Source organism: Chryseobacterium sp. GM_Chr_2 (assembly GCF_026540445.1).
GTDB lineage: Bacteria > Bacteroidota > Bacteroidia > Flavobacteriales > Weeksellaceae > Chryseobacterium.
Genome location: NZ_JALNUD010000002.1, coordinates 395,227 through 415,383 on the forward strand (window position 1 = coordinate 395,227; position 20,157 = coordinate 415,383).

18 protein-coding genes are annotated in these 20,157 nt (G+C 36.2%); 7 read left to right on the forward strand and 11 right to left on the reverse strand.

Annotation, left to right across the window (positions count from 1 at the left end; genetic code table 11):
• Window positions 1–17 precede the first annotated feature (17 nt).
• Window positions 18–3,179: an efflux RND transporter permease subunit gene (locus tag OXQ85_RS05055; protein ID WP_267402724.1), complete on the forward strand. Its 3,162-nt coding sequence runs from the start codon at window positions 18–20 to the stop codon at window positions 3,177–3,179.
• Window positions 3,172–4,638 carry a TolC family protein gene (locus OXQ85_RS05060; protein ID WP_267402725.1) on the forward strand — a complete coding sequence of 489 codons (1,467 nt, stop codon included), beginning with the start codon at window positions 3,172–3,174 and terminating at the stop codon, window positions 4,636–4,638. The genes OXQ85_RS05055 and OXQ85_RS05060 overlap by 8 nt, the downstream gene beginning before the upstream one ends.
• 136 nt (window positions 4,639–4,774) lie before the next feature.
• Here OXQ85_RS05060 and OXQ85_RS05065 read toward each other — a convergent pair whose 3' ends face one another.
• The 11 genes from OXQ85_RS05065 to OXQ85_RS05115 form a co-directional block, all read right to left on the reverse strand.
• Window positions 4,775–5,317: a hypothetical protein gene (locus OXQ85_RS05065; RefSeq protein WP_267402726.1), complete on the reverse strand. Its 543-nt coding sequence runs from the start codon at window positions 5,315–5,317 to the stop codon at window positions 4,775–4,777.
• On the reverse strand, window positions 5,292–5,807 hold the full coding sequence (locus OXQ85_RS05070) for a hypothetical protein (protein ID WP_267402727.1): 516 nt from the start codon (window positions 5,805–5,807) through the stop codon (window positions 5,292–5,294). Before OXQ85_RS05070 ends, OXQ85_RS05065 begins: the two co-directional genes overlap by 26 nt.
• An 11-nt stretch (window positions 5,808–5,818) precedes the next feature.
• Window positions 5,819–6,196 (reverse strand): hypothetical protein, encoded by a 378-nt coding sequence (locus OXQ85_RS05075; RefSeq protein WP_267402728.1) that lies wholly within the window; start codon window positions 6,194–6,196, stop codon window positions 5,819–5,821.
• 39 nt (window positions 6,197–6,235) lie between these two features.
• Window positions 6,236–6,742 carry a hypothetical protein gene (locus tag OXQ85_RS05080; protein ID WP_267402729.1) on the reverse strand — a complete coding sequence of 169 codons (507 nt, stop codon included), beginning with the start codon at window positions 6,740–6,742 and terminating at the stop codon, window positions 6,236–6,238.
• Between the two features lie 10 nt (window positions 6,743–6,752).
• Window positions 6,753–7,268 carry a hypothetical protein gene (locus OXQ85_RS05085; protein ID WP_267402730.1) on the reverse strand — a complete coding sequence of 172 codons (516 nt, stop codon included), beginning with the start codon at window positions 7,266–7,268 and terminating at the stop codon, window positions 6,753–6,755.
• A 10-nt stretch (window positions 7,269–7,278) separates the two neighbouring features.
• Window positions 7,279–7,656: a hypothetical protein gene (locus OXQ85_RS05090; protein WP_267402731.1), complete on the reverse strand. Its 378-nt coding sequence runs from the start codon at window positions 7,654–7,656 to the stop codon at window positions 7,279–7,281.
• Window positions 7,657–7,692: 36 nt separating this feature from the next.
• Window positions 7,693–8,103, reverse strand: a complete 411-nt coding sequence (locus tag OXQ85_RS05095; RefSeq protein ID WP_267402732.1) for a hypothetical protein — start codon at window positions 8,101–8,103, stop codon at window positions 7,693–7,695.
• Window positions 8,104–8,233: 130 nt separating this feature from the next.
• Entirely contained in the window at window positions 8,234–8,743 is a 510-nt protein-coding gene (locus tag OXQ85_RS05100) for a hypothetical protein (RefSeq protein ID WP_267402733.1), read from the reverse strand.
• A gap of 8 nt (window positions 8,744–8,751) precedes the next feature.
• A complete protein-coding gene (locus OXQ85_RS05105) occupies window positions 8,752–9,273 on the reverse strand; it encodes a hypothetical protein (RefSeq protein ID WP_267402734.1) in 522 nt (173 codons plus the stop codon).
• A 10-nt stretch (window positions 9,274–9,283) separates the two neighbouring features.
• The gene (locus tag OXQ85_RS05110) at window positions 9,284–9,661 is read right to left on the reverse strand and encodes a hypothetical protein (protein WP_267402735.1); all 378 of its coding nucleotides are present in this window, start codon (window positions 9,659–9,661) and stop codon (window positions 9,284–9,286) included.
• Window positions 9,662–9,903: 242 nt separating this feature from the next.
• Entirely contained in the window at window positions 9,904–10,173 is a 270-nt protein-coding gene (locus tag OXQ85_RS05115) for a hypothetical protein (RefSeq protein ID WP_267402736.1), read from the reverse strand.
• Window positions 10,174–10,343: 170 nt separating this feature from the next.
• Here OXQ85_RS05115 and OXQ85_RS05120 point away from each other — a divergent pair, with 170 nt between their 5' ends.
• From OXQ85_RS05120 to OXQ85_RS05140, 5 genes are all read left to right on the forward strand, one after another.
• Complete coding sequence (locus tag OXQ85_RS05120) at window positions 10,344–11,723, forward strand: glycosyl hydrolase family 28 protein (protein WP_267402737.1); 1,380 nt, start codon at window positions 10,344–10,346, stop codon at window positions 11,721–11,723.
• Window positions 11,723–14,578, forward strand: coding sequence for a glycoside hydrolase family 2 TIM barrel-domain containing protein (locus OXQ85_RS05125; protein WP_267402738.1), 2,856 nt, complete (start codon window positions 11,723–11,725; stop codon window positions 14,576–14,578). The genes OXQ85_RS05120 and OXQ85_RS05125 overlap by 1 nt, the downstream gene beginning before the upstream one ends.
• A 2-nt stretch (window positions 14,579–14,580) precedes the next feature.
• Window positions 14,581–15,903 carry a rhamnogalacturonan acetylesterase gene (locus OXQ85_RS05130; protein WP_267402739.1) on the forward strand — a complete coding sequence of 441 codons (1,323 nt, stop codon included), beginning with the start codon at window positions 14,581–14,583 and terminating at the stop codon, window positions 15,901–15,903.
• A gap of 140 nt (window positions 15,904–16,043) precedes the next feature.
• The gene (locus tag OXQ85_RS05135) at window positions 16,044–18,815 is read left to right on the forward strand and encodes a glycosyl hydrolase (protein WP_267402740.1); all 2,772 of its coding nucleotides are present in this window, start codon (window positions 16,044–16,046) and stop codon (window positions 18,813–18,815) included.
• 157 nt (window positions 18,816–18,972) lie between these two features.
• Window positions 18,973–19,776: a DUF4350 domain-containing protein gene (locus OXQ85_RS05140; RefSeq protein WP_267402741.1), complete on the forward strand. Its 804-nt coding sequence runs from the start codon at window positions 18,973–18,975 to the stop codon at window positions 19,774–19,776.
• Window positions 19,777–20,157 lie beyond the last annotated feature (381 nt).

A 20,157-nucleotide genomic window follows, 5' to 3' on the forward strand; every position in this document is an offset into this window, starting at 1 on the left:
TTAAAATTGCATCAATTATGTTTAAGAAAATAATTCATCGACCCGTTTTTGCAATTGTAATTTCTGTTATTATTCTGTTTGTAGGAGGTTTAGCGATTAAATTACTGCCTACGGAACAGTTTCCACAAATTGCACCTACAACGGTTGCGGTAAGTATTGCCTATCCGGGATCCAGTGCAGATGTATTGGTAAAATCTTCATTAATTACCATCGAAAATGCCGTAAATGGAGTGCAGGGAATGAGATACATGTCTACAGATGCTACAAGTGCCGGAGAAGCGACTGTAAATGTTGTTTTTGATCCCGGAACCGATCCTAATATTGCCACGGTTTTAGTTAAAACAAGAATAGATCAGGTAATGCCTCTTTTGCCAGAACTGGTTCAGAAAGAAGGAGTTATTGTAAATCCTGTACAGCCCAGTATGTTGATGTACGTGAATCTTTACAGCAATGATAAAAGTATGGATGAAAAGTTTCTGTACAATTATTCTACTGTAAATGTTATTCCGGAAATCAACCGTATTCCGGGGATCGCAAGATCGCAGATTTTAGGAAGCCGAAGATATGCGATGCGTATTTGGCTGAATCCCGAAAGAATGCGGGCGTATGATATTTCAGTAGATGAGGTGATGAAGGCGATTGGAGAGCAGAGTATCATCGGACGCCCCGGCAGAATCGGACAAAGTTCTGGAATTGCAGCCCAAACGTTGGAGTATGTACTGACGTATAAAGGGCAATATAATAAGCCTGAAGAATATGAAAATATTATTGTGCGCGCCAATTCGGAAGGAGAAAATATAAAACTGAAAGACGTTGGTAAAGTAGAGTTAGGAAGCGAATTTTTTGATATTTATTCTAATTTGGATGGTCACCCGTCTGCTTCAATTGTATTAAAACAAAATTATGGAAGTAATGCCAGCGACGTAATCAAAGGCATTAAATCTAAAATGGAAGAACTTAAAAAGAACTTCCCTCCCGGTGTAGATTATAAAATCAGCTATGATGTTTCTAAATTTTTAGATGCTTCTATTGAGCAGGTAATCGATACGCTAAGAGACGCTTTTATATTGGTTGCTATTGTTGTTTTCATCTTTTTGGGAGATTGGCGTTCTACATTAATTCCGATTATTGCTGTACCTGTTTCGCTAATTGGCGCATTCTTTATCATGCAGCTGTTTGGGTTAACCATAAACCTTGTAACATTATTTGCATTGGTGCTGGCCATCGGTATTGTGGTAGATGATGCCATTGTTGTTGTTGAGGCCGTTCATGCCAAAATGGAAGAAAAAAATCAGACTCCGTTTAAGGCAGTTCAGGAGGTAATGGGAGAGATTTCAGGGGCAATTATTGCTATTACGGCGGTGATGGTTTCGGTATTTCTGCCAATTTCATTCATGTCTGGCCCTGTGGGGACATTCTTTAGACAGTTTTCGATCACGATGGCGAGTTCTATTGTTATTTCAGCATTAATTGCACTTACCTTAACACCGGTGTTGTGTGCGATGTTGTTGAAAAATAATCATGGTAAGCCTAAAAAAGTGACCCTTTTTACACGATTTATCGATTCTTTTAATCGTCTGTTTGATAAGCTGACAGGAAAGTATGCGGCATTATTAAAAAGAATTGTAACCAGAAGAGCTTTAACATGGACGGTTTTAGCTATTTTCAGCGCGGGAATTTTCTTTGTTAATAAAAATCTTCCTGGTGGTTTCATTCCGACAGAAGATCAGGGAACTATTTATGCGATTATCCAGACGCCTCCGGGATCAACTTTGGAACAAACGAATAAAGTTTCCAGAGAATTACAGGGTATTGCAGAAAAAGTAGATGGTGTAGAATCTGTTTCTTCTTTAGCGGGTTACGAAATTATGACCGAAGGTAGAGGTTCAAACGCAGGTACTTGTTTAATTAACCTTAAACCTTGGTCGGATAGAGAGCATTCTGTGAAAGAAGTGATGGAAGAGTTAGAAGAAAAATCAAAAGATTTGGGAGCTACCATCGAGTTTTTCGAACCGCCGGCAGTTCCGGGATTTGGTTCTTCAGGAGGTTTTTCCATGAGATTGTTAGACATCAACAGAGATACCAATTATCAGGAGTTCGATAAAGTGAATAAAGATTTTATGGCAGAACTAAAGAAACGTAAAGAACTTACAGGAGTATTTACTTTCTTCGCTGCCAATTATCCGCAGTACGAATTGGTTTTTGACAATAATGCTGCCATGCAGAAAGGAGTCTCTATCGGTAAAGCAATGGATAATTTAAATATTTTAATTGGTAGTACTTATGAACAGGGGTTCATCCGTTTTGGGCAATTCTTTAAAGTGTATGTTCAGTCTGGACCGGAATTCAGAAGACTTCCAACAGATATTTTAAATCTCTACGTTAAAAATGACAGAGATGAAATGGTTCCTTATTCTGCATTCATGACCATGAAGAAAACGCAGGGGCCCAATGAAATTACACGATATAACATGTACAATTCTGCAGCCATCAGAGGACTTCCTGCTTCAGGATACACGACGGCTGATGCCATTCAGGCGATCAACGAAACGGCAGCAAAAACTCTGCCTCATGGTTACAAAGTGGCTTGGGAAGGGTTGTCTTATGACGAAGCCAATCGTGGTAATGAGGCTATTTATGTATTCCTTGTTGTTTTAATCTTCGTTTATCTGGTTTTAGCGGCGCAATACGAAAGCTTAATATTGCCTTTAGCAGTTATTACTTCTTTGCCAGTGGGGCTTTTCGGGTCTTTCTTTTTGTTGAAAGCAATGGGACTTCAGAATGACATTTATGCACAAGTTGGTCTTATTATGCTCGTCGGATTACTCGGTAAAAACGCTGTTTTAATTGTGGAATTTGCCGTTCAGAAACGTCTGGAAGGAATGTCGATTGCTGATGCTGCGATTGAAGGGGCAAAAGTTCGTTTCCGTCCTATTCTAATGACATCGTTTGCATTTATTGCAGGGATGATTCCTTTGGTATTGGCTCATGGAGCGGGAGCCATCGGAAATCATACAATCGGGGCGTCCTCAATGGGAGGAATGATATTCGGAACCGTTTTCGGCGTTGTCATCATTCCGGGGCTCTATTACATATTTGCAAAATGGGCAGATGGTAAAAAAATGATTAAGGAAGAACAAGAATCACCATTTAGCGAAGACATGATCCATTATGAATAAGAATAAAATATATCAATATGCAGGTGCGGCATTCTTTTTATTAAGTCTCGCGGCCTGCAAACCTATAGACATACAGCAACGTGCTGAAAACAGAGCGGTTCCTGAGAAATTTGCATCAGCAGAAAATGATACTATCAATATTGGAAAGCAAAAATGGAACGAATATTTCAGCGATCCTAATCTTCAGAATCTAATTAATCAAGCATTGCAGAATAATCAGGAATTAAATATCGTTCTTCAGGAAATCGAAATTTCTAAAAATGAAATTAAGGCTAAAAAAGGAGAATATTTACCTTCGGTGGGTTTAAAAGCCGGAGTTGGGGTAGATAAAGTAAGCCGTTACACCAATATCGGAGCCATGGAGGCCAATACCGAAATGGAGCCCGGAAAAGAAATGCCGGATCCTCTTTTTGATTTTGGAGTGGGCGTTCAGGCAAAATGGGAAACCGATATTTGGGGTAAACTTCACAATGCGAAAAGGGCTCAGGTTCAGCGATATTTGGCAAGTGTGGAAGGAAAAAACTTCATGATCACCAACCTGATTTCAGAAATTGCAGATTCGTATTATGAATTGTTGGCGTTGGATAATGAATTGGTTATTTTAAATCAAAACATTAAAATTCAGGAAGATGCTTTAAATATTATTAAAGATCTGAAAAAGTTTGCCCGCTCGAATGAATTGGCGGTGAAAAGATTTCAGGCGCAGGTTTTAAAAACGCAGGGAATGCAGTATGATATTCAGCAGAAAATTGTGGAAACTGAAAATAAGATCAATTATTTGGTCGGAAGATTTCCTCAGCCTGTGGAAAGAAGTCAGAATTTTGATACGATCATTCCCCAAACAGTGTATGCCGGAATCCCTTCTGAATTATTGGAAAACCGTCCGGATATCAAACAGGCAGAATATGAACTGGCGGCTTCAAAATTAGATATTAAATCAGCAAAAGCCAGATTTTATCCTTCTTTGGACATTGGTGCTGGTTTTGGATTACAGGCTTTTAACCCAACCTATTTAATTAAACCTGAATCGTTTCTGTTTTCTTTAGCAGGCGAATTAACAGCTCCACTGATTAACAGAGCAGCAATTAAAGCGTCATATTATAATGCTAATGCTAAACAGGTTCAGGCAGTTTATCACTATGAGCAAACGGTTTTGAGCGCTTATATTGAGGTGGCAAATCAGCTTTCTAAAATTAAAAACTTAGAAAATAGTGTAGATATCAAAACGAAGGAAGTAGATGCTTTGACGAAATCCATCGACATTTCCAATGATTTGTTTAAATATGCCCGCGCTGATTATATGGAAGTTTTGCTGACTCAGCGTGATGCTTTAGAATCGAGATTCGAACTGGTTGAAAAGAAAGTCAATCAGCTAAAAGCAAGTGTGGCTGTGTATCGGGCTCTTGGTGGCGGTTGGGATCAAAATCCTGTGGTTTCACCAGAACCTGAAAAAAAATAAATCTCATAACATTAAATTTTTTCTTAAAGAAGCTTATCGAAAGATGAGCTTCTTTTTTAGTAATAAATTTTATGAAATTAAAAAGTCCCTAAGATAAACCTAGGGACATTATAGATAAGTGAAATCAAATTTAACTTTATTGAATAACTAAATACGTTGCATTTTCTGATGGAATGTAAAACCAAAAAGAATCTGTTATTGTTCCGTCAATAAAAGTAGAACCACTCCAGCCGCAATTATTGAAAGCAGTATTATCTGCCATATTGTGATCTACCGTATCATAAACTGTGTCGCCCGTAATTGGATCTTGCGCCTGATACCATGCAAATTCCCAGCGAGTAAGAGGAGAGATTGCAGTTAGTAATCCGGAAGGTATTGCTACCTGAGTTGGCATTGTGCCAGTGGTAAGTGATACAGACCATCCCGTAGTATAAGGTAATGCATCATTAAAATTTTCTATTACATCTTCGGTAGCCGCTGGAAATCTTATACTCGTTGAAGCCAGAGGCAAGCAGTTTGTGGTATTTCCTGCTACTATTCGTACAGTAAGATCATAAGCAGAATAGTTCTGTAAATAGAGTTTGCCTTGTGAGAAACAAAATGAAAATGCGAGACCTAATGAAAGAGTAAATATCTTTTTCATAATTATTTTTCTATTGAATGACAAAATAGGTTTCATTTCCTACCGGAAACCAAAATGCTGTGAAAGGATATGGTGTTGCAGCAGATGGTGTTAAATCACTAATAACAGGCGTATTGCAACCTATCATCCCGATAGACGCTCCGCTGTAATAAAGTGGCGCTCCACTTGGATCGGAAAGGCTAAATTTATTCATCATCCAGTCTGTAGTATTTCCCAAAGTAATAAGAAGGGGAGAAGTACTTGGCTGCGTAGAACTGCTTGTGGGTGAGAGCTCTACATTCCATGAGTTGATAGGAGGATTTTGTAAGTGACTTCCATAATATCCGTTGTAAGTTACCGCTCCTCCTGGAGCTACGGGTATGGGATGATTGGTTCCGCTTACAGAAGGATAACAATTGTTTGCCTGATTGGAGCCAACCAGAGAATTCGATAAATTATAAGCAGTATAATTGAAGATATTTATTTTCTTTTGAGCAGACAAACCGAGCGCACTCGCTAAAAAAAGAGGTAAAATTAATTTTTTCATAGCCTTAGTTTTTAGTTATCTGCTTTCTGATTTGCTTTTATGGTGTTGAGTTTCGAGAAATAAAGATTGGTGGCCTGCACAATTACTTTTTCTTTTTCTACTCTGCTGATATTTTCGGTATTATTTTCTGCTTTTTTCCCGATTAATTGTAAAGAAGCATTGAACAGAATATCTAAAGATCTGTCATTTAATTGCGCTCCCCATCTTGCTTTTTCTTCAGGTGTTGAACGGTTTTCAGGCTTCATAATATCTTTCAAAGCTCTGTCGAAAGAGGTCATTTCGGTAGATTTTAGATCTTCAGTGGTTGCTAAAGAGTTTCTTTCAGTAGAACATGAAATAACTGCACAAAAAATGCTGGCGTAAACCGCCGATAAAAGTATTTTTTTCATAACCATTAATTTTTTAAATGTGATTTATTTTTTTACTATTTATTGAATAACTAAATACGTTGCATTATTTGATGGAATATAGAACCAAAAAGAATCTGTTACCGTTCCGTCTACAAACGTAGAACCGTTCCATGCACAGTTTGGAAATGCAGAATTATCCGCCATATTGTGGTCTACCGTATCATAAACTGTATTGCCAGTAATTGGATCTTGCGCCTGATACCATGCAAACTCCCAACGGGTAATTGGTGAAATAGAGTTCAGTAAGCCATTCGGAGCCGTGAAATATGATGGATTACCTGTAGGAGAAAGCCTTACAGACCAGCCTGCAGTATAAGTAAAAGCATCATTAAAGTCGTCAATTACATCTTGTGTCTGAGCAGGAAAATCCATACTCGCAACTGCTTCTGGAAGGCAACTGCCTGTGTTTCCGGCTACAATGCGCATACCAAGATTGTAATTAGAATAATTTTGAATATATAATTTGCCTTGTGAAAAGCATAATGAAAAGGCAAGACCTAATGAAAGTGTGAATATTTTTTTCATATTTAATTATTTATTGGATGATAAAGTAAGTTTCGTTTCCGATTTCAAACCAGAAACCACTGAAAGTATAAGGTGTTGTTGCAGATGTCTGTAGCTCGGTTACCATAGTGGTACAATCGATATTTCCCAACATACCGCTATTAACCGGGATGGGCGCGCCACTTGGGTCTTCAACATAAAATTTTGTCATCTGCCATTTTGTAATGGCAGCTAAAGTATTCAGTATGGGTGCCCCTGCCGATTGGATGGTAGGGCTACTGCTTGCTGAAAGTTGCACGTTCCACGAGTTGATGGGAGGATTTTGAAGATGGCTTGTCGCATAGCCTGTATAGCTTACACTCGCTCCTGGTTGCACCATAATAGGATAATTAGTTCCGCTGATTGATGGATAGCAATTACTTGCCTGATTAGATCCTACCAAATCATTAGACAGCCTATAGTTGGTATAATTGAAAATATTTATGGTGCCTTGCGCATATAAACCAAGAGTGCTTGTAAGAAAAAGTGATAAAAATAGTTTTTTCATACTCAGAATCTTAGTTGTCTGCTTTCTGATTGGCTTTTATCGTATTCAGTTTAGAAAAATAGAGGTTAGTAGCCTGTACAATTACTTTCTCTTTTTCAACTCGAGTGCTGTTTTCTGTAACGGTACTACTTTTTTTACCGAGCATTTGTAATGAAGCATTGAAAAGAATATCCAGCGATCTGTCATTTAATTGTGCTCCCCATCTGGCTTTCTCTTCAGGTGTAGAACGGTTTTCAGGTTTCATGATTTCCTTTAAAGCTCTGTCGAAAGAGGTCATTTCGGTAGATTTTAGATCTTCAGTCGTTGTTAAAGAATTTCTTTCAGTAGAACATGAGATAACTGCACAGAAAATGCTGGCGAAAACTGCCGATAGAAGAATTTTTTTCATAATTATTACTATTTTATTTCGTTTAATTTTTAAAATTTATTGTATTACTAAATAGGTTGCATTGTCAGAAGGAATATAAAACCAAAATGAATCGGTTACAGTTCCGTCGATGAAAGTTGAGCTATTCCATGGGCAATATGGAAATGCAGCTGAATCTCCCATATTATGATCTACGGTATCGTAAACAGTACTGCCCGTAACGGGATCTTGTGTCTGGTAATATGCAAATTTCCAGCGAGTAATAGGAGAAATAGCAGTGAGTAACCCGGAAGGTATGGTTTGGCCAATGGGGTTTGTTCCCATAGTAGTTGTTACAGACCAACCTGTAGTGTAGGGAAACGCATCATTATAATTATTAATAACTGCTTGCGTTGCCGCCGGAAAGCTCATACTTGTTATGGCTTCTGGCACACAACTAGTTGTACTTCCGCCTACTACCCGCATCATCAGATCGTAATTAGAATAATTCTGTAAGTATAATTTACCTTGAGAAAAGCATAATGAAAATGCAAGTCCCAAGGAAAGGGTGAATATCTTTTTCATAAGTATTAATATTTTGTAGTCTGATTTTTTGAATTTATTGTATTACTAAATAGGTTGCATTTTCAGATGGAATATAAAACCAAAATGCATCTGTTAACGTTCCGTCTACAAATGGTGAGCTTTGCAACGGGCAATTTGGAAATGCAGAAGGTTCGCCCATATTAAAATTCACCGTATCGTAAGCTACATTAGTTGTTCCGGGATAAACTGTTTGATACCACAGAAATTTCCAGCGGGTAAGCGGAGAAACGGTATTTAATAATCCGGAATTAGGAGCATATTCCTGATATGTATTTCCTCCTGCTGTTAATATTGCAGACCAATGGGTAGTATAAGGTTGAGAATCGTTAAAATTTTCAATCACATCTTGGGTACTGGCAGGAAAATTCATGCTGGCTCCAACTTCCGGAACACAGTTATTAGGATTTCCGCCTATTACACGCATCTGAAGATCATAATTAGAATAATTCTCAATATATAATTTACCTTGGGAAAAGCAAAACGAAATTGCAAGTACGGAGGTAAGGGTAAGTATTTTTTTCATAATTATTTTTATTGGATTACAAAGTAGGTTTCGTCTCCTACAGGAAACCAAAAAGCATTGAATGGATATGGAGTAGCAGCAGATGGTATTAAGTCGGTAATCGTAACATTACAGTCAATATTTCCTATGGAAGCTCCACTGTAATAAAGAGGGGCACCGCTTGGGTCTTCCACATAAAATTTGTTCATCTGCCATTTTGTAGTCGTGCCCAAAACATTTAACAGAGGTGATGCTCCTGGTATTTGTGGAGGTAGAGTGCCGCTACTTGCGTTAAGTTGTACCGTCCAAGAATTGATTGGCGGATTGGTAAGATTGCTGGTAGAATAACTATCATAACTTATATTGGTATTTGGCGGCACCAATAAAGGATAATTGGTTCCACTTACGTTAGGATAACAGTTATTTGCCTGGTTAGACCCTACTAAATAGTTTGATAATCTGTAAGACGAATAATTGAATATATTCAGTTTGCCTTGTGCACACAAACCCAGTGTACTTGTTACAAAAAGTGATAAAAGTATTTTTTTCATAATCAAGTGGTTAGTTTTCTGCTTTCTGATTAGATTTTATCGTATTCAGTTTAGAAAAATAAAGATTGGTAGCCTGTACAATTACCTTCTCTTTTTCAACTCGGGTGCTGTTTTCTGTAGAGGTACTACTTTTTTTACCGAGCATTTGTAATGAAGCATTGAAAAGAATATCCAGTGACCTGTCATTTAATTGCGCGCCCCATCTTGCTTTTTCTTCAGGCGTTGAACGGTTTTCGGGTTTCATGATTTCCTTTAAAGCTCTGTCGAAAGAAGTCATTTCGGTAGATTTTAGATCTTCGGTAGTTGTTAGAGAATTTCTTTCAGTAGAACATGAGATAACTGCACAAAAAATGCTGGCGTAAACTGCCGAGAAAAGAATTTTTTTCATAATTATTAATCTTTTGAATGTAATTTAGTTTTAGCGAATATATAAAATATTTCACTAATAAGTGTGATTTTATTTGAATTTATTCACTTTTTTTTGATTTTTGTATTGTGAAAAATATTCTTTTCATTAATTCATGAAAAAAGCAACCCAAATGATTGAGTTGCCTTCATTATTTTCTGCCAAAATCTTAGCAATCCGTTTTCAAATTCCAGATGTTAACTTTTTTTTGTATTTATTTTGTTTTACAATGCAGATTGTATCGCATCTTTTAGTACTTCAATATTGATATTTTTCAGTGATTTGAACTTAATACAATCTCCGGTTACGTTTTTGCCGTCCAGAAACCATAATTTACAATTTGGCATTATTTCAAGCATTATTTGATGTAAATGCTGAAGATTAATGCGTTTTTGTTCAGGCTGATGAGAAATATATTCATCAATTAGATGTTGAATATTCACAAAACTGATATTAAATGATGAGGAAATGATTTCAAATATACAAAACTTCATTCTACAAAAAGTCGAAAATAACAGATGTAAAATTTGTTTAAAATGATTTAGAAAAATTAATAAATTTCATCCACATGAAAGAGCAGGATGCTGTACTTTACTAAAATCTATATTTTTATTTTTGTTAATTCGTTTAATTAAAATAAATTCAGAATTCTCTGAAAAAGATTATGAAATTTCACAATATATCACCTTTTATATTTACACTGTTTATTGTTTTTGCAGGTTCTTCATCTTTAAAAAGTCAGGATAAATTTCCCGACGGAACTGCGATTCCAAAATGGTTTAAAGAAAACAAACCTACAGACATCAATAAACTCGGAAAGAAATACATCATTACTGAAAACGGAATGAAGAACGACAGTACAATTCTTCAGACCAAAAAACTTCAGGAAATTATTGATTTGGCAGCAAAAAATGGAGGTGGAGTTGTCATCGTACCCAAAGGAACTTTCCTAATCAGTTCACTTTTCTTTAAACAGGGAACACATTTATATTTAGAAAACGGTGCAAAATTAAAAGGAAGCGACGATATTAATGATTTTCCTGTCGTGACTACAAGAATGGAAGGTCAGACTGTGAAATATTTTCCGGCTTTAATTAATGCAGACGGTTTAGATGGTTTCACAATTTCTGGAAAAGGAACTCTTGACGGAAACGGACTTCGATTCTGGAAATCATTCTGGAAAAGAAGAGAATGGAATCCTAAATGCACCAATATGGATGAAATGAGACCAAGAATTATCTACGTTTCCAATTCAAAAAATATTCAGATTGAAGGAATTACTATAAAAAACTCACCATTTTGGAGTACACATTATTACAAATCTCAATTCGTAAAATTATTAAACTTAACGATTTTAGCGCCGAAAGAACCTGTAAAAGCGCCAAGTACAGATGCAATCGACATCGATGCTTGTACCAATTTCTTGGTTAAAAATTGTTATTTGTCGGTGAATGACGATGCGATTGCTTTAAAAGGTGGAAAAGGTCCAAAAGCGGATACAGACCCGAATAATGGTGAAAACAGAAACATCATCATCGAAGACAATACTTTCGGATTTTGCCATTCTGCACTGACTTGCGGAAGCGAATCGATTCACAACTACAACATCATTTTTAGAAACTCTACCGTAAAAGATGCTTCAAGATTGTTGCACCTGAAAATGCGTCCCGATACGCCTCAACATTACGAATACATCACTTTAGATAACATTAAAGGAAACGTAAAAACTTTCATTTACGCAAAAGGCTGGAATCAGTTTTTTGATTTGAAAGGCGAAGCAAGACCGAGAAAAGGATTGGCAAATAACATTACCATCAAAAATATTGATTTAAGTTGCGAAACAGCCTTTTCTATTGAGAAATCGGATTTGTTTGATTTAAAAGATTTCACTTTTGAGAACTTAAAAATCAAAGCTTTAAAACCCGAAATGGAAAATTTAAATAACATTCAAAATTTAAAGCAAACTAAGGTTAATGTTACGAAAGTAGCTTCTCTTACGCAATCTTACGATAAAAAAGACGACTCCGACATTGCTGCAAAATAATGAGTTTTTCTTTCAAAATATTAGCTCTGTTATGTGTCTTTTCACAGTTTTTGTTTTCTCAGTCTAAAGAAATCCAATTCTTAACTGGGAAAGATGCTGAACACACCAAAGAATGGGATTTTTGGATAAACTCCGGTAGAAAATCGGGAAGCTGGAGCAAAATCAATGTGCCTTCACATTGGGAACAGCAAGGTTTCGGTTCCTACAATTACGGTCGGGATTATGTAACGTATGGCAAAAACTTCAAGTTTTACGACGAAACAGGTTTGTACAAACACAAATTCACCGTTCCCAATTCATGGAAAGGAAAAACCGTCAACATCGTTTTTGAAGGTTCAATGACCGACACCGAAGTGAAAATCAATGGAAAATCGGCAGGAGCCATTCATCAGGGCGCTTTTTATGAATTTAAATATGATATTTCGGAGAAAATTCAATTTGGGAAAGAGAATATTCTTGAGGTAAAAGTTTCCAAAATGTCGACGGATAAATCCATCAATAACGCAGAACGTTTGGCCGATTATTGGATTTTAGGCGGAATTTTTCGACCTGTTTATTTGGAAGCCAATCCGAAAGAACATATTTTGTCAACAGCCATTGAAGCCAAAGCAGACGGAACTTTTCGTTCAAATATTAGCTTGAAAGGAATTAATTCCACAAATAATTTGAAAGTTGAAATTTTTGATGTTAAAAATAAACTGGTTGGCGAATCTCAGGTTCAGATTCAAAAAGGTGATACTTTAAAACAGATTCAGTTTTCCGTTAAAAATCCAAAACTTTGGACGGCAGAAACACCGAATTTATATAAAGCTAAATTCACATTAAATAAAAACAAAAAAACAATCAGTCAAATCGAAGAAAAATTCGGTTTCAGAACCATTGAAATAAGAAAAGGCGACGGAATTTTCATCAACGGAACAAAAGTGAAAATGAAAGGCATCAACCGTCACCTTTGGTGGCCGGAAACGGGTCGTGCTGTTACGGAAAATATCGATTTAATGGACGTTCAGCTCATCAAAGAAATGCATATGAATGCCGTTCGTTGCTCTCATTATCCGCCGAATAAATCGTTTTTAAAAATTTGCGATTCTTTGGGTTTGTATGTTTTGGATGAATTGGCGGGTTGGCAAAAAAAATACAGTACAGAAGTCGGGAAAAAGCTCGTGAAAGAAATGGTAATAAGAGATGCAAATAATCCTTCAATCATTTTTTGGAGCAATGGAAACGAAGGCGGGCATAATTTTGATTTGGATGCAGAATTTGCAAAATATGACTTGTCAAACCGTCCCGTAATTCACGCACACCACAAGCCAGGAAATGCTTTCAACGGCATCGACTGCAATCATTACGAAGATTATTACAGTACAAAAAAAATCCTTGAAGGCGAAAATATCTATATGTCGACGGAGTTTTTGCACGCACAGGACGACGGCGGTGGCGGAACTTCTCTCGCCGATTATTGGGAACTGCACTGGAATTCCAAAAAAGGAGCGGGAGGTTTCCTTTGGGCTTTTGTGGATGAAGGTTTGGTGCGGACAGATTTCAATAATCAGATTGATGTGAATGCAATTAATGCTCCCGACGGAGTTTTAGGACCACATCGTGAAAAGGAAGGCAGTTTTTACGCCATCCGTGAAATTTACAGTCCGGTAAAAATTGATTTGAAATCGTTGCCCAATGATTTTAACGGAAATATTCCCGTTGAAAACCGTTATCATTTTACGAATTTAAAAAATTGTCAGTTTGAATGGAAATTAATTAAGTTTAAAACTCCATTTTCTTCTGAATCAGGTTTTGATATTATTAAAACGGGAAAAGCAGAATCTCCAAATATTAAACCGACAGAAAAAAGAATTATTAATTTAAATCTTCCTGCAAACTGGAAAGAAAATGAAGGTTTATTGTTAACCGCAACCGATTCTTTCGGAAAAGAAATTTACACTTGGACTTGGAAAATTAAATCTAATGATGAGATTTCGAAACAATTTTCAAAATCATTAACTAAAGAATTTCCGGTTTCTGTTTATGAAGACAGATCAGTGATAATTTTAAAATCAGACGAAAAGGAATTTACTTTTGATAGGGCAGATGGACTTTTAAAATCTGTTACCCTTGATAAAAAAGGTAAAAAAATATCCTTGAAAAACGGACCTGTTTTCGTTAACGACAAAATGGAATTATCATCCATAAAATCTTTTACAGAAGAAGGTGTTTTGGAAGTTGAAGTTCGTTATAAAAACGGAAATAAAATCATTTGGAAACTCAATCCAAATGGAATTTTAGAAATGAATTATGAATATTTTTTGTCTGGAGATTATCAATTTTCAGGAGTAAGTTTTGATTATCCTGAAAATTATGTCATCAACGCAAAATGGCTCGGAAAAGGACCTTATCACGTTTGGAAAAACCGTTTACAAGGACAAACCTATAATGTTTGGCAGAATTTAAAAAACTCATCAAGAACCGGACAGTCGCCGTGGATTTACCCTGAATTTAAAGGTTATTTTGATGATGTTTCTTGGTTGCAATTGGATACGGCAGAAGGAAAAATAACAGTTGGAACAAAAGAAGAAAAGATGTTTGTCAGACTTTTTGATTTTTACGGAATTTACGGAGCGGAAGGTTATCCAAAATTGCCAAGTGGAAATATTTCATTTTTAGATGCGATTCCGCCGTTGGGAACTGTTTTGGCGTTTAACATTAACGATAAAACCGAATCTTTAGGATTAGAAAGTGAACCGAATCATCTGAATGGAACGTTTAAGAGAACCTTATATTTCTATTTTGGTTTGCCAGATTTGGGAGATGAAAATAAACAGTTTACAATGCCAAAAGAAAATATTTTGACGGATTAATAATGAAAAAAGAATTATCATTTTTAGTAATGCTTATCTGTTCATTATATTTTGGACAGCAAACCAGCTTCAAATTTGATTTTGGTGGTGAAAGAGTGGAGAAAGGTTTCATTCCCGTTACTCCAACTTCAAAATTCGATAGAAAAGTCGGTTATGGTTTTATGGATATTTCTGGCTTAAAATCCGTAGACAACGGTGGAAATGCTTTGACAGGAGATTTCATCACAAGCGACAAACCTTTCTATTTTTCCGTTGCAGTTCCTGAAGGAAATTATGATATTAAACTGAATTTAGGCGATACAAAAGGAACTTCGGAAACAACAGTTCGTGTTGAAAACCGTCGATTGATGTTGAGTGATATCAAAACAAAACAAGGCGAAATTGTTGAAAAACAAATTACCGTTTATGTAAAAGATAGCATCATTAGAAACCAAAACGGTGAAAAAATCGGCATTGTAAAATTAAAACCAAGAGAAACAAAATATTTGCATTGGGACAATTTGTTGACGATTGAATTTAATGATAAAGCTCCGAAAGTATGTTCGGTAATCATTCAACCCAATAAAACAGCAAAAACGATTTATTTGACGGGAGATTCAACGGTTGTCGATGCACAATATGAACCGTGGGCTTCTTGGGGACAGATGTTACCATATTTTTTTGTTCCAAATGAAGTTGTAATTGCCAATTATGCCGAAAGTGGAGAAACTTTAAAAGCCTTCGAAGACCGCCACCGAATTGATAAAATTTGGAATAAATTGAAAGCTAGAGATTATTTATTCATACAATTTGGGCACAACGACCAAAAAGCAGGAAACAGCACAAAATCCGGTTACAGAAAAAGATTAAAAGAATGGATTCAGAAGGCCAAACAATTAGGTGCAATTCCGGTTTTGGTAACTTCGATGAACCGCAGAGTTTTTGATGAAAAGAATAAAATTGTCAATACTTTAGACGATTTTCCTGATGCGATGCGGGAAATTGCAAAAGAAGAAAATGTAGATTTGATTGATTTGAATGCATTAAGCAAAACACTGTTCGAAGCAATGGGACCTGAAAAAGCGAAGAAAGCATTTGTTCATTATCCTGCAAACGCTTACCCTAATCAACCGAATGCTTTAGCAGACGATACACATTTTAATCCTTATGGAGCGTATGAATTGGCAAAATGTGTCGTAAAATCCATCGTTGACCAAAACTTGCCTTTAAAAAAATATATTTCAAAGAATTATAAAAATTTTAACCCGAATAAACCCGATGATGTAAAAAAAATCCACTGGCCGGAATCTGTTTTTATGGAATCTTTAAAACCTGATGGAAATTGAAAAAATGAGCAGTGGAATGGGGAACCACGTAGTGGTTCAATGTGAATAGCTCCGGGTGAAAACCGGTGTAATATGAATAACATTTGGCAAAACCATGGATTATAAAATCGAATATAATTCGTTTCAAAAAATGATCAAAAATGAAAATTAAAAATATACTCAAACTAAGCGTCATCTGTTTTGCCTTCGGAAATCTCTCCGCACAGAATCCGTGGCCAAAAGCAACCAATACCGCTCAACCTTGGACGCGTTGGTGGTGGATGGGAAGTGCCGTTGACGAAAAAGGTCTGGATAAACAACTGACAACCCTTTCCAAAGCAGGTTTCGGTGGAGTAGAAATTGTCCCGATTTATGGAGCGAAAGGATTTGAGAACAAATACATCAATTACCTTTCTCCGGAATGGATGAAAATGTTGCAGTTCACGACAGATAAAGCTAAAAGTTTAAAAATGGGAGTCGATATGGCAGTCGGAACAGGTTGGCCAATTGGCGGACCGCAGGTTGATGAACAGGATGCAGCAACAAAAATAATTGTTCAGACTTACAATATTCAACCGAGTGAAAAATTTTCTGAAAAGATTGTTTTAAAAGACGAAAAACAGAAGAATTTAAAAACCACAAAATTAGATATCGTTACCGCTTATAATGAAAAAAATGAAGCGGTAGTTTTAACGGATAAAGTGGCTCAAGATGGAACTTTAAACTGGAAACCGACTTCAGGAAAATGGACAATCTATGCAGTTTTTATAGGTAAAACTTTGCAGAAAGTAAAACGTGCCGCTCCGGGTGGTGATGGCTACACTTTAGACCATTTTTCTCCCGAAGCGACCAAAGACTATCTCAAAACTTTCGATAAAGCTTTTGGAAATTCCAACTATGGAATCCGTTCTTTTTTCAATGACAGTTACGAAGTTTACGGTGCAGATTGGACTGCCGATTTTAAAGAAGAATTCAAAAAAAGAAGAGGTTACGATTTAAGTCAGTACATCAAATATTTGGTGAGCGATGAAGAAAGCGAATTGGCTGGAAGGATAAAATCCGATTATCGTGAAACAATGAGCGAATTGATTTTGCATAATTTCACGGATAATTTCACGAATTGGGCGCATTCCAAAAACTCGAAAAATACCAATCAGGCTCACGGCTCACCGGGAAATTTATTGGATTTATATGCAGCAGTCGATATTCCAGAATCTGAAACTTTCGGAAGTACAAAATTCGATATTCAGGGTTTGAAAAGAAATGTGGAAGACATCAATACAAAGGAAGTTCCCGATATTAATATGCTGAAATTCGCATCTTCGGCGGCAAACATTACCGGAAAACCTTTGATTTCCAATGAATCTTTTACTTGGTTGACAGAACATTTCAAAACATCCTGGTCACAGGTAAAACCGGAAGCTGAACAGATTTTTTTATCAGGAATTAATCACATTTTTTATCACGGAACGACGTATACGCCGGCTGATGTTCAGTTTCCGGGCTGGTTGTTTTATGCTTCGACGAATTTCGTTCCGGAGAATTCTTTGTGGCCAAATATTAAAGGTTTAAATTCTTACATCGAAAGAACACAATCAGTTTTACAAAGTGGAAAATCGGATAATGAAATCCTGATGTACTGGCCGGTTTACGACCAATGGGCGAGTCCGAAAGGAAAGGATATGGCATTTAAAATTCATAATATTGAAAAGTGGCTGCATCCGACTGTATTTTATGAAAATCTTGAAAAATTGGGGAAATCCGGTTATTCTTTGGATATGATTTCGGATAAAATGATTGGTGAAGCGAAGTTTGAAAATCAGAATATTCAGGTTTCTAAAAATGGTGGTTCTTATAAAGTTTTAATTATTCCTCAACTGAATTATTTTTCAAAATCAACGTTGAAAAATATTTTAAATTTAGCTCAGAATGGAGCTTCGGTAATTTTTCAAAGTGAGCCAAAAGACGTTCCGGGATTTTTTGAATTTGAAAAAAGAAGAAGTGAATTGCAGTCTTTATGGACTAAAATTCCTTTTCAGCAAGATGGAAATTTAAAATCGGCAACATTCGGAAAAGGAAAAATTGTATTAAGTTCTGATGTTGAAAAAGCGTTGGAATATTTAAAAATTGAAAGAGAAAAACTGACGGATACAGGATTGAAATTCGTCAGAAGAAAGTTCGACGGTGGAAAATATTATTACATAGTCAATCACACGTCAAAAGAAATCAGTCAAAATATTCCTTTGAATTTTATTGGAAAACAAGTCGCTTTAATGAATCCTGAAAATGGTTATTTTGGAATTGCAGAAACGCAAAATAATTCGGTCAAAGTTCAGTTGAAATCAGGAGAATCATTAATTTTAAAAGTTTCAGAAACTCCAGATAATTCAATTTCAAAATGGAAATATATTGAAAAAACAGATACTCCGATTGTTTTAAATCAACCTTGGCAACTCACTTTCAAAGAAGGTGGTCCCGAACTTCCGAAATCAAAAACTTTGGACAAACTTCAACCTTGGACAAATTTCACAGAAGACGCTTCAACGCAGAGTTTTTCGGGAACAGGAGTTTACACAACTTCGTTCAAATTAAATAAAAAAGCCGATGATTTTGTACTGAAATTCGACAAATTATATGAAAGTGCAAAAGTCATCATCAACGGTCAGGATGCGGGAATTGTGTGGAGTCATCCGTTTGAAATCAATGTCGGAAAATATCTGAAAAAAGGGAAAAACACCATTCAGATTGAAGTTTCAAACCTGATGGCCAACCGAATCCGTTATATGGACCAAAATAAAATCCAATGGCGAAATTACCACGAAATTAATTTTGTAAACATCGATTACAAACCGTTCGATGCTTCCAACTGGAAAGTACAACCTTCAGGTTTAGATGGCGAAATTCAATTAATTCCTGTATATTTCTCAAAATAATTTTAATGACAGTCTGCAATTAACAATCTTTGTATTCTTATTTAAGTGTAACGCCTTTGTGAACTTAAAAACAGTTAGTAGTTTAAAAGAAAAACTTCGCGGACTTTGCGTTCAAAAATTATAGAGAAACAGGTTAAATTAAATAGTATAATAAATTATGAAACAAGTCATAGTAAAAACATTAGCATTAGGAACGCTCCTCACATTCGGATTTTCCAATGCTCAAAACAAACCGAAAGTCGTTTTAGACAACTTTTTCAACAACGAAAAAAAGGAAAATAAAGAAACCAAAGTGCTGGAATCTTGGCATTACACATGGAACGACACTTCCAACGGCGGATTTTCTTTGCTGGGCGAAATTTTCCAGAAACAGGGTGCAGAAATCAGTACTTTAACGACCGCTCCTTCCAAAAAAGATTTGAAAAAAGCCAATATCTATATCATCGTTGATGCCGATATCGATAAAGAAGCTTATGGCGGAAAAGCCAATCTTATCGATGCTAATTCAATCAAAAACCTGGTAGATTGGGTGAAAAAAGGTGGCGTTCTGGTTTTATTGAGCAATGATAACGGCAATTCAGAGTTTGAACATTTCAATAAACTGGCTGGAGAATTCGGGATTCATTTCAATGATGACAGCATCAATAGATTGAAAGGCAGAGAGTTTGAAAAGGGCGCTGTATATGTACAACCGGGCAATGAGGTATTTTCTGAGCTTAAATTATATATGAAAGAAGTGAGTACTATAACGGCAAAAGCACCTGCGAAACCATTTTTGCATGCACAGAATCAGGTAATTGGTGCTATCGCAAAGGTTGGAAAAGGTACTGTTTTCGCATTGGGAGATCCATGGTGTTATAATGAATACATTGATGGAAAGAAGCTTACGGAAGATTTTTCCAATTATGAAGGCACAGAAGAATGGGTGAAATGGTTGCTGAAGCAAACTTCTAAAAAATAAATCAATTTGTGCAATCGGTTGAATTTTTATTTGGGCAGCTTTTTCCGCCCTCCGTTCCCGCTTTTTTGTCTCCGCTTTGCTGCGACAAAAAGAGCTCCACTCAGGTCGGGCTGCGAGAGATTCAACTGTACAAACCTTATAGGTTTCTAAAACCTATAAGGTTTAGAAAAGCAGTAAATTCTTTTCGGGGTTCAAAACTTTGACAAGGATTGGAATCAATAGGGATTAAATCAATAGAAACGGGCTTTAGCCCGTTAAAAAATGAAGTTTCAAATTCGGCTTTAGCCAAAACATAAAAATATTTATTCTTGTCTGATAAAAAATTGAAATAAAATTTACAGGTCGCTCTTCCAGAGCTTTAATTTATTGAATAATTATTTT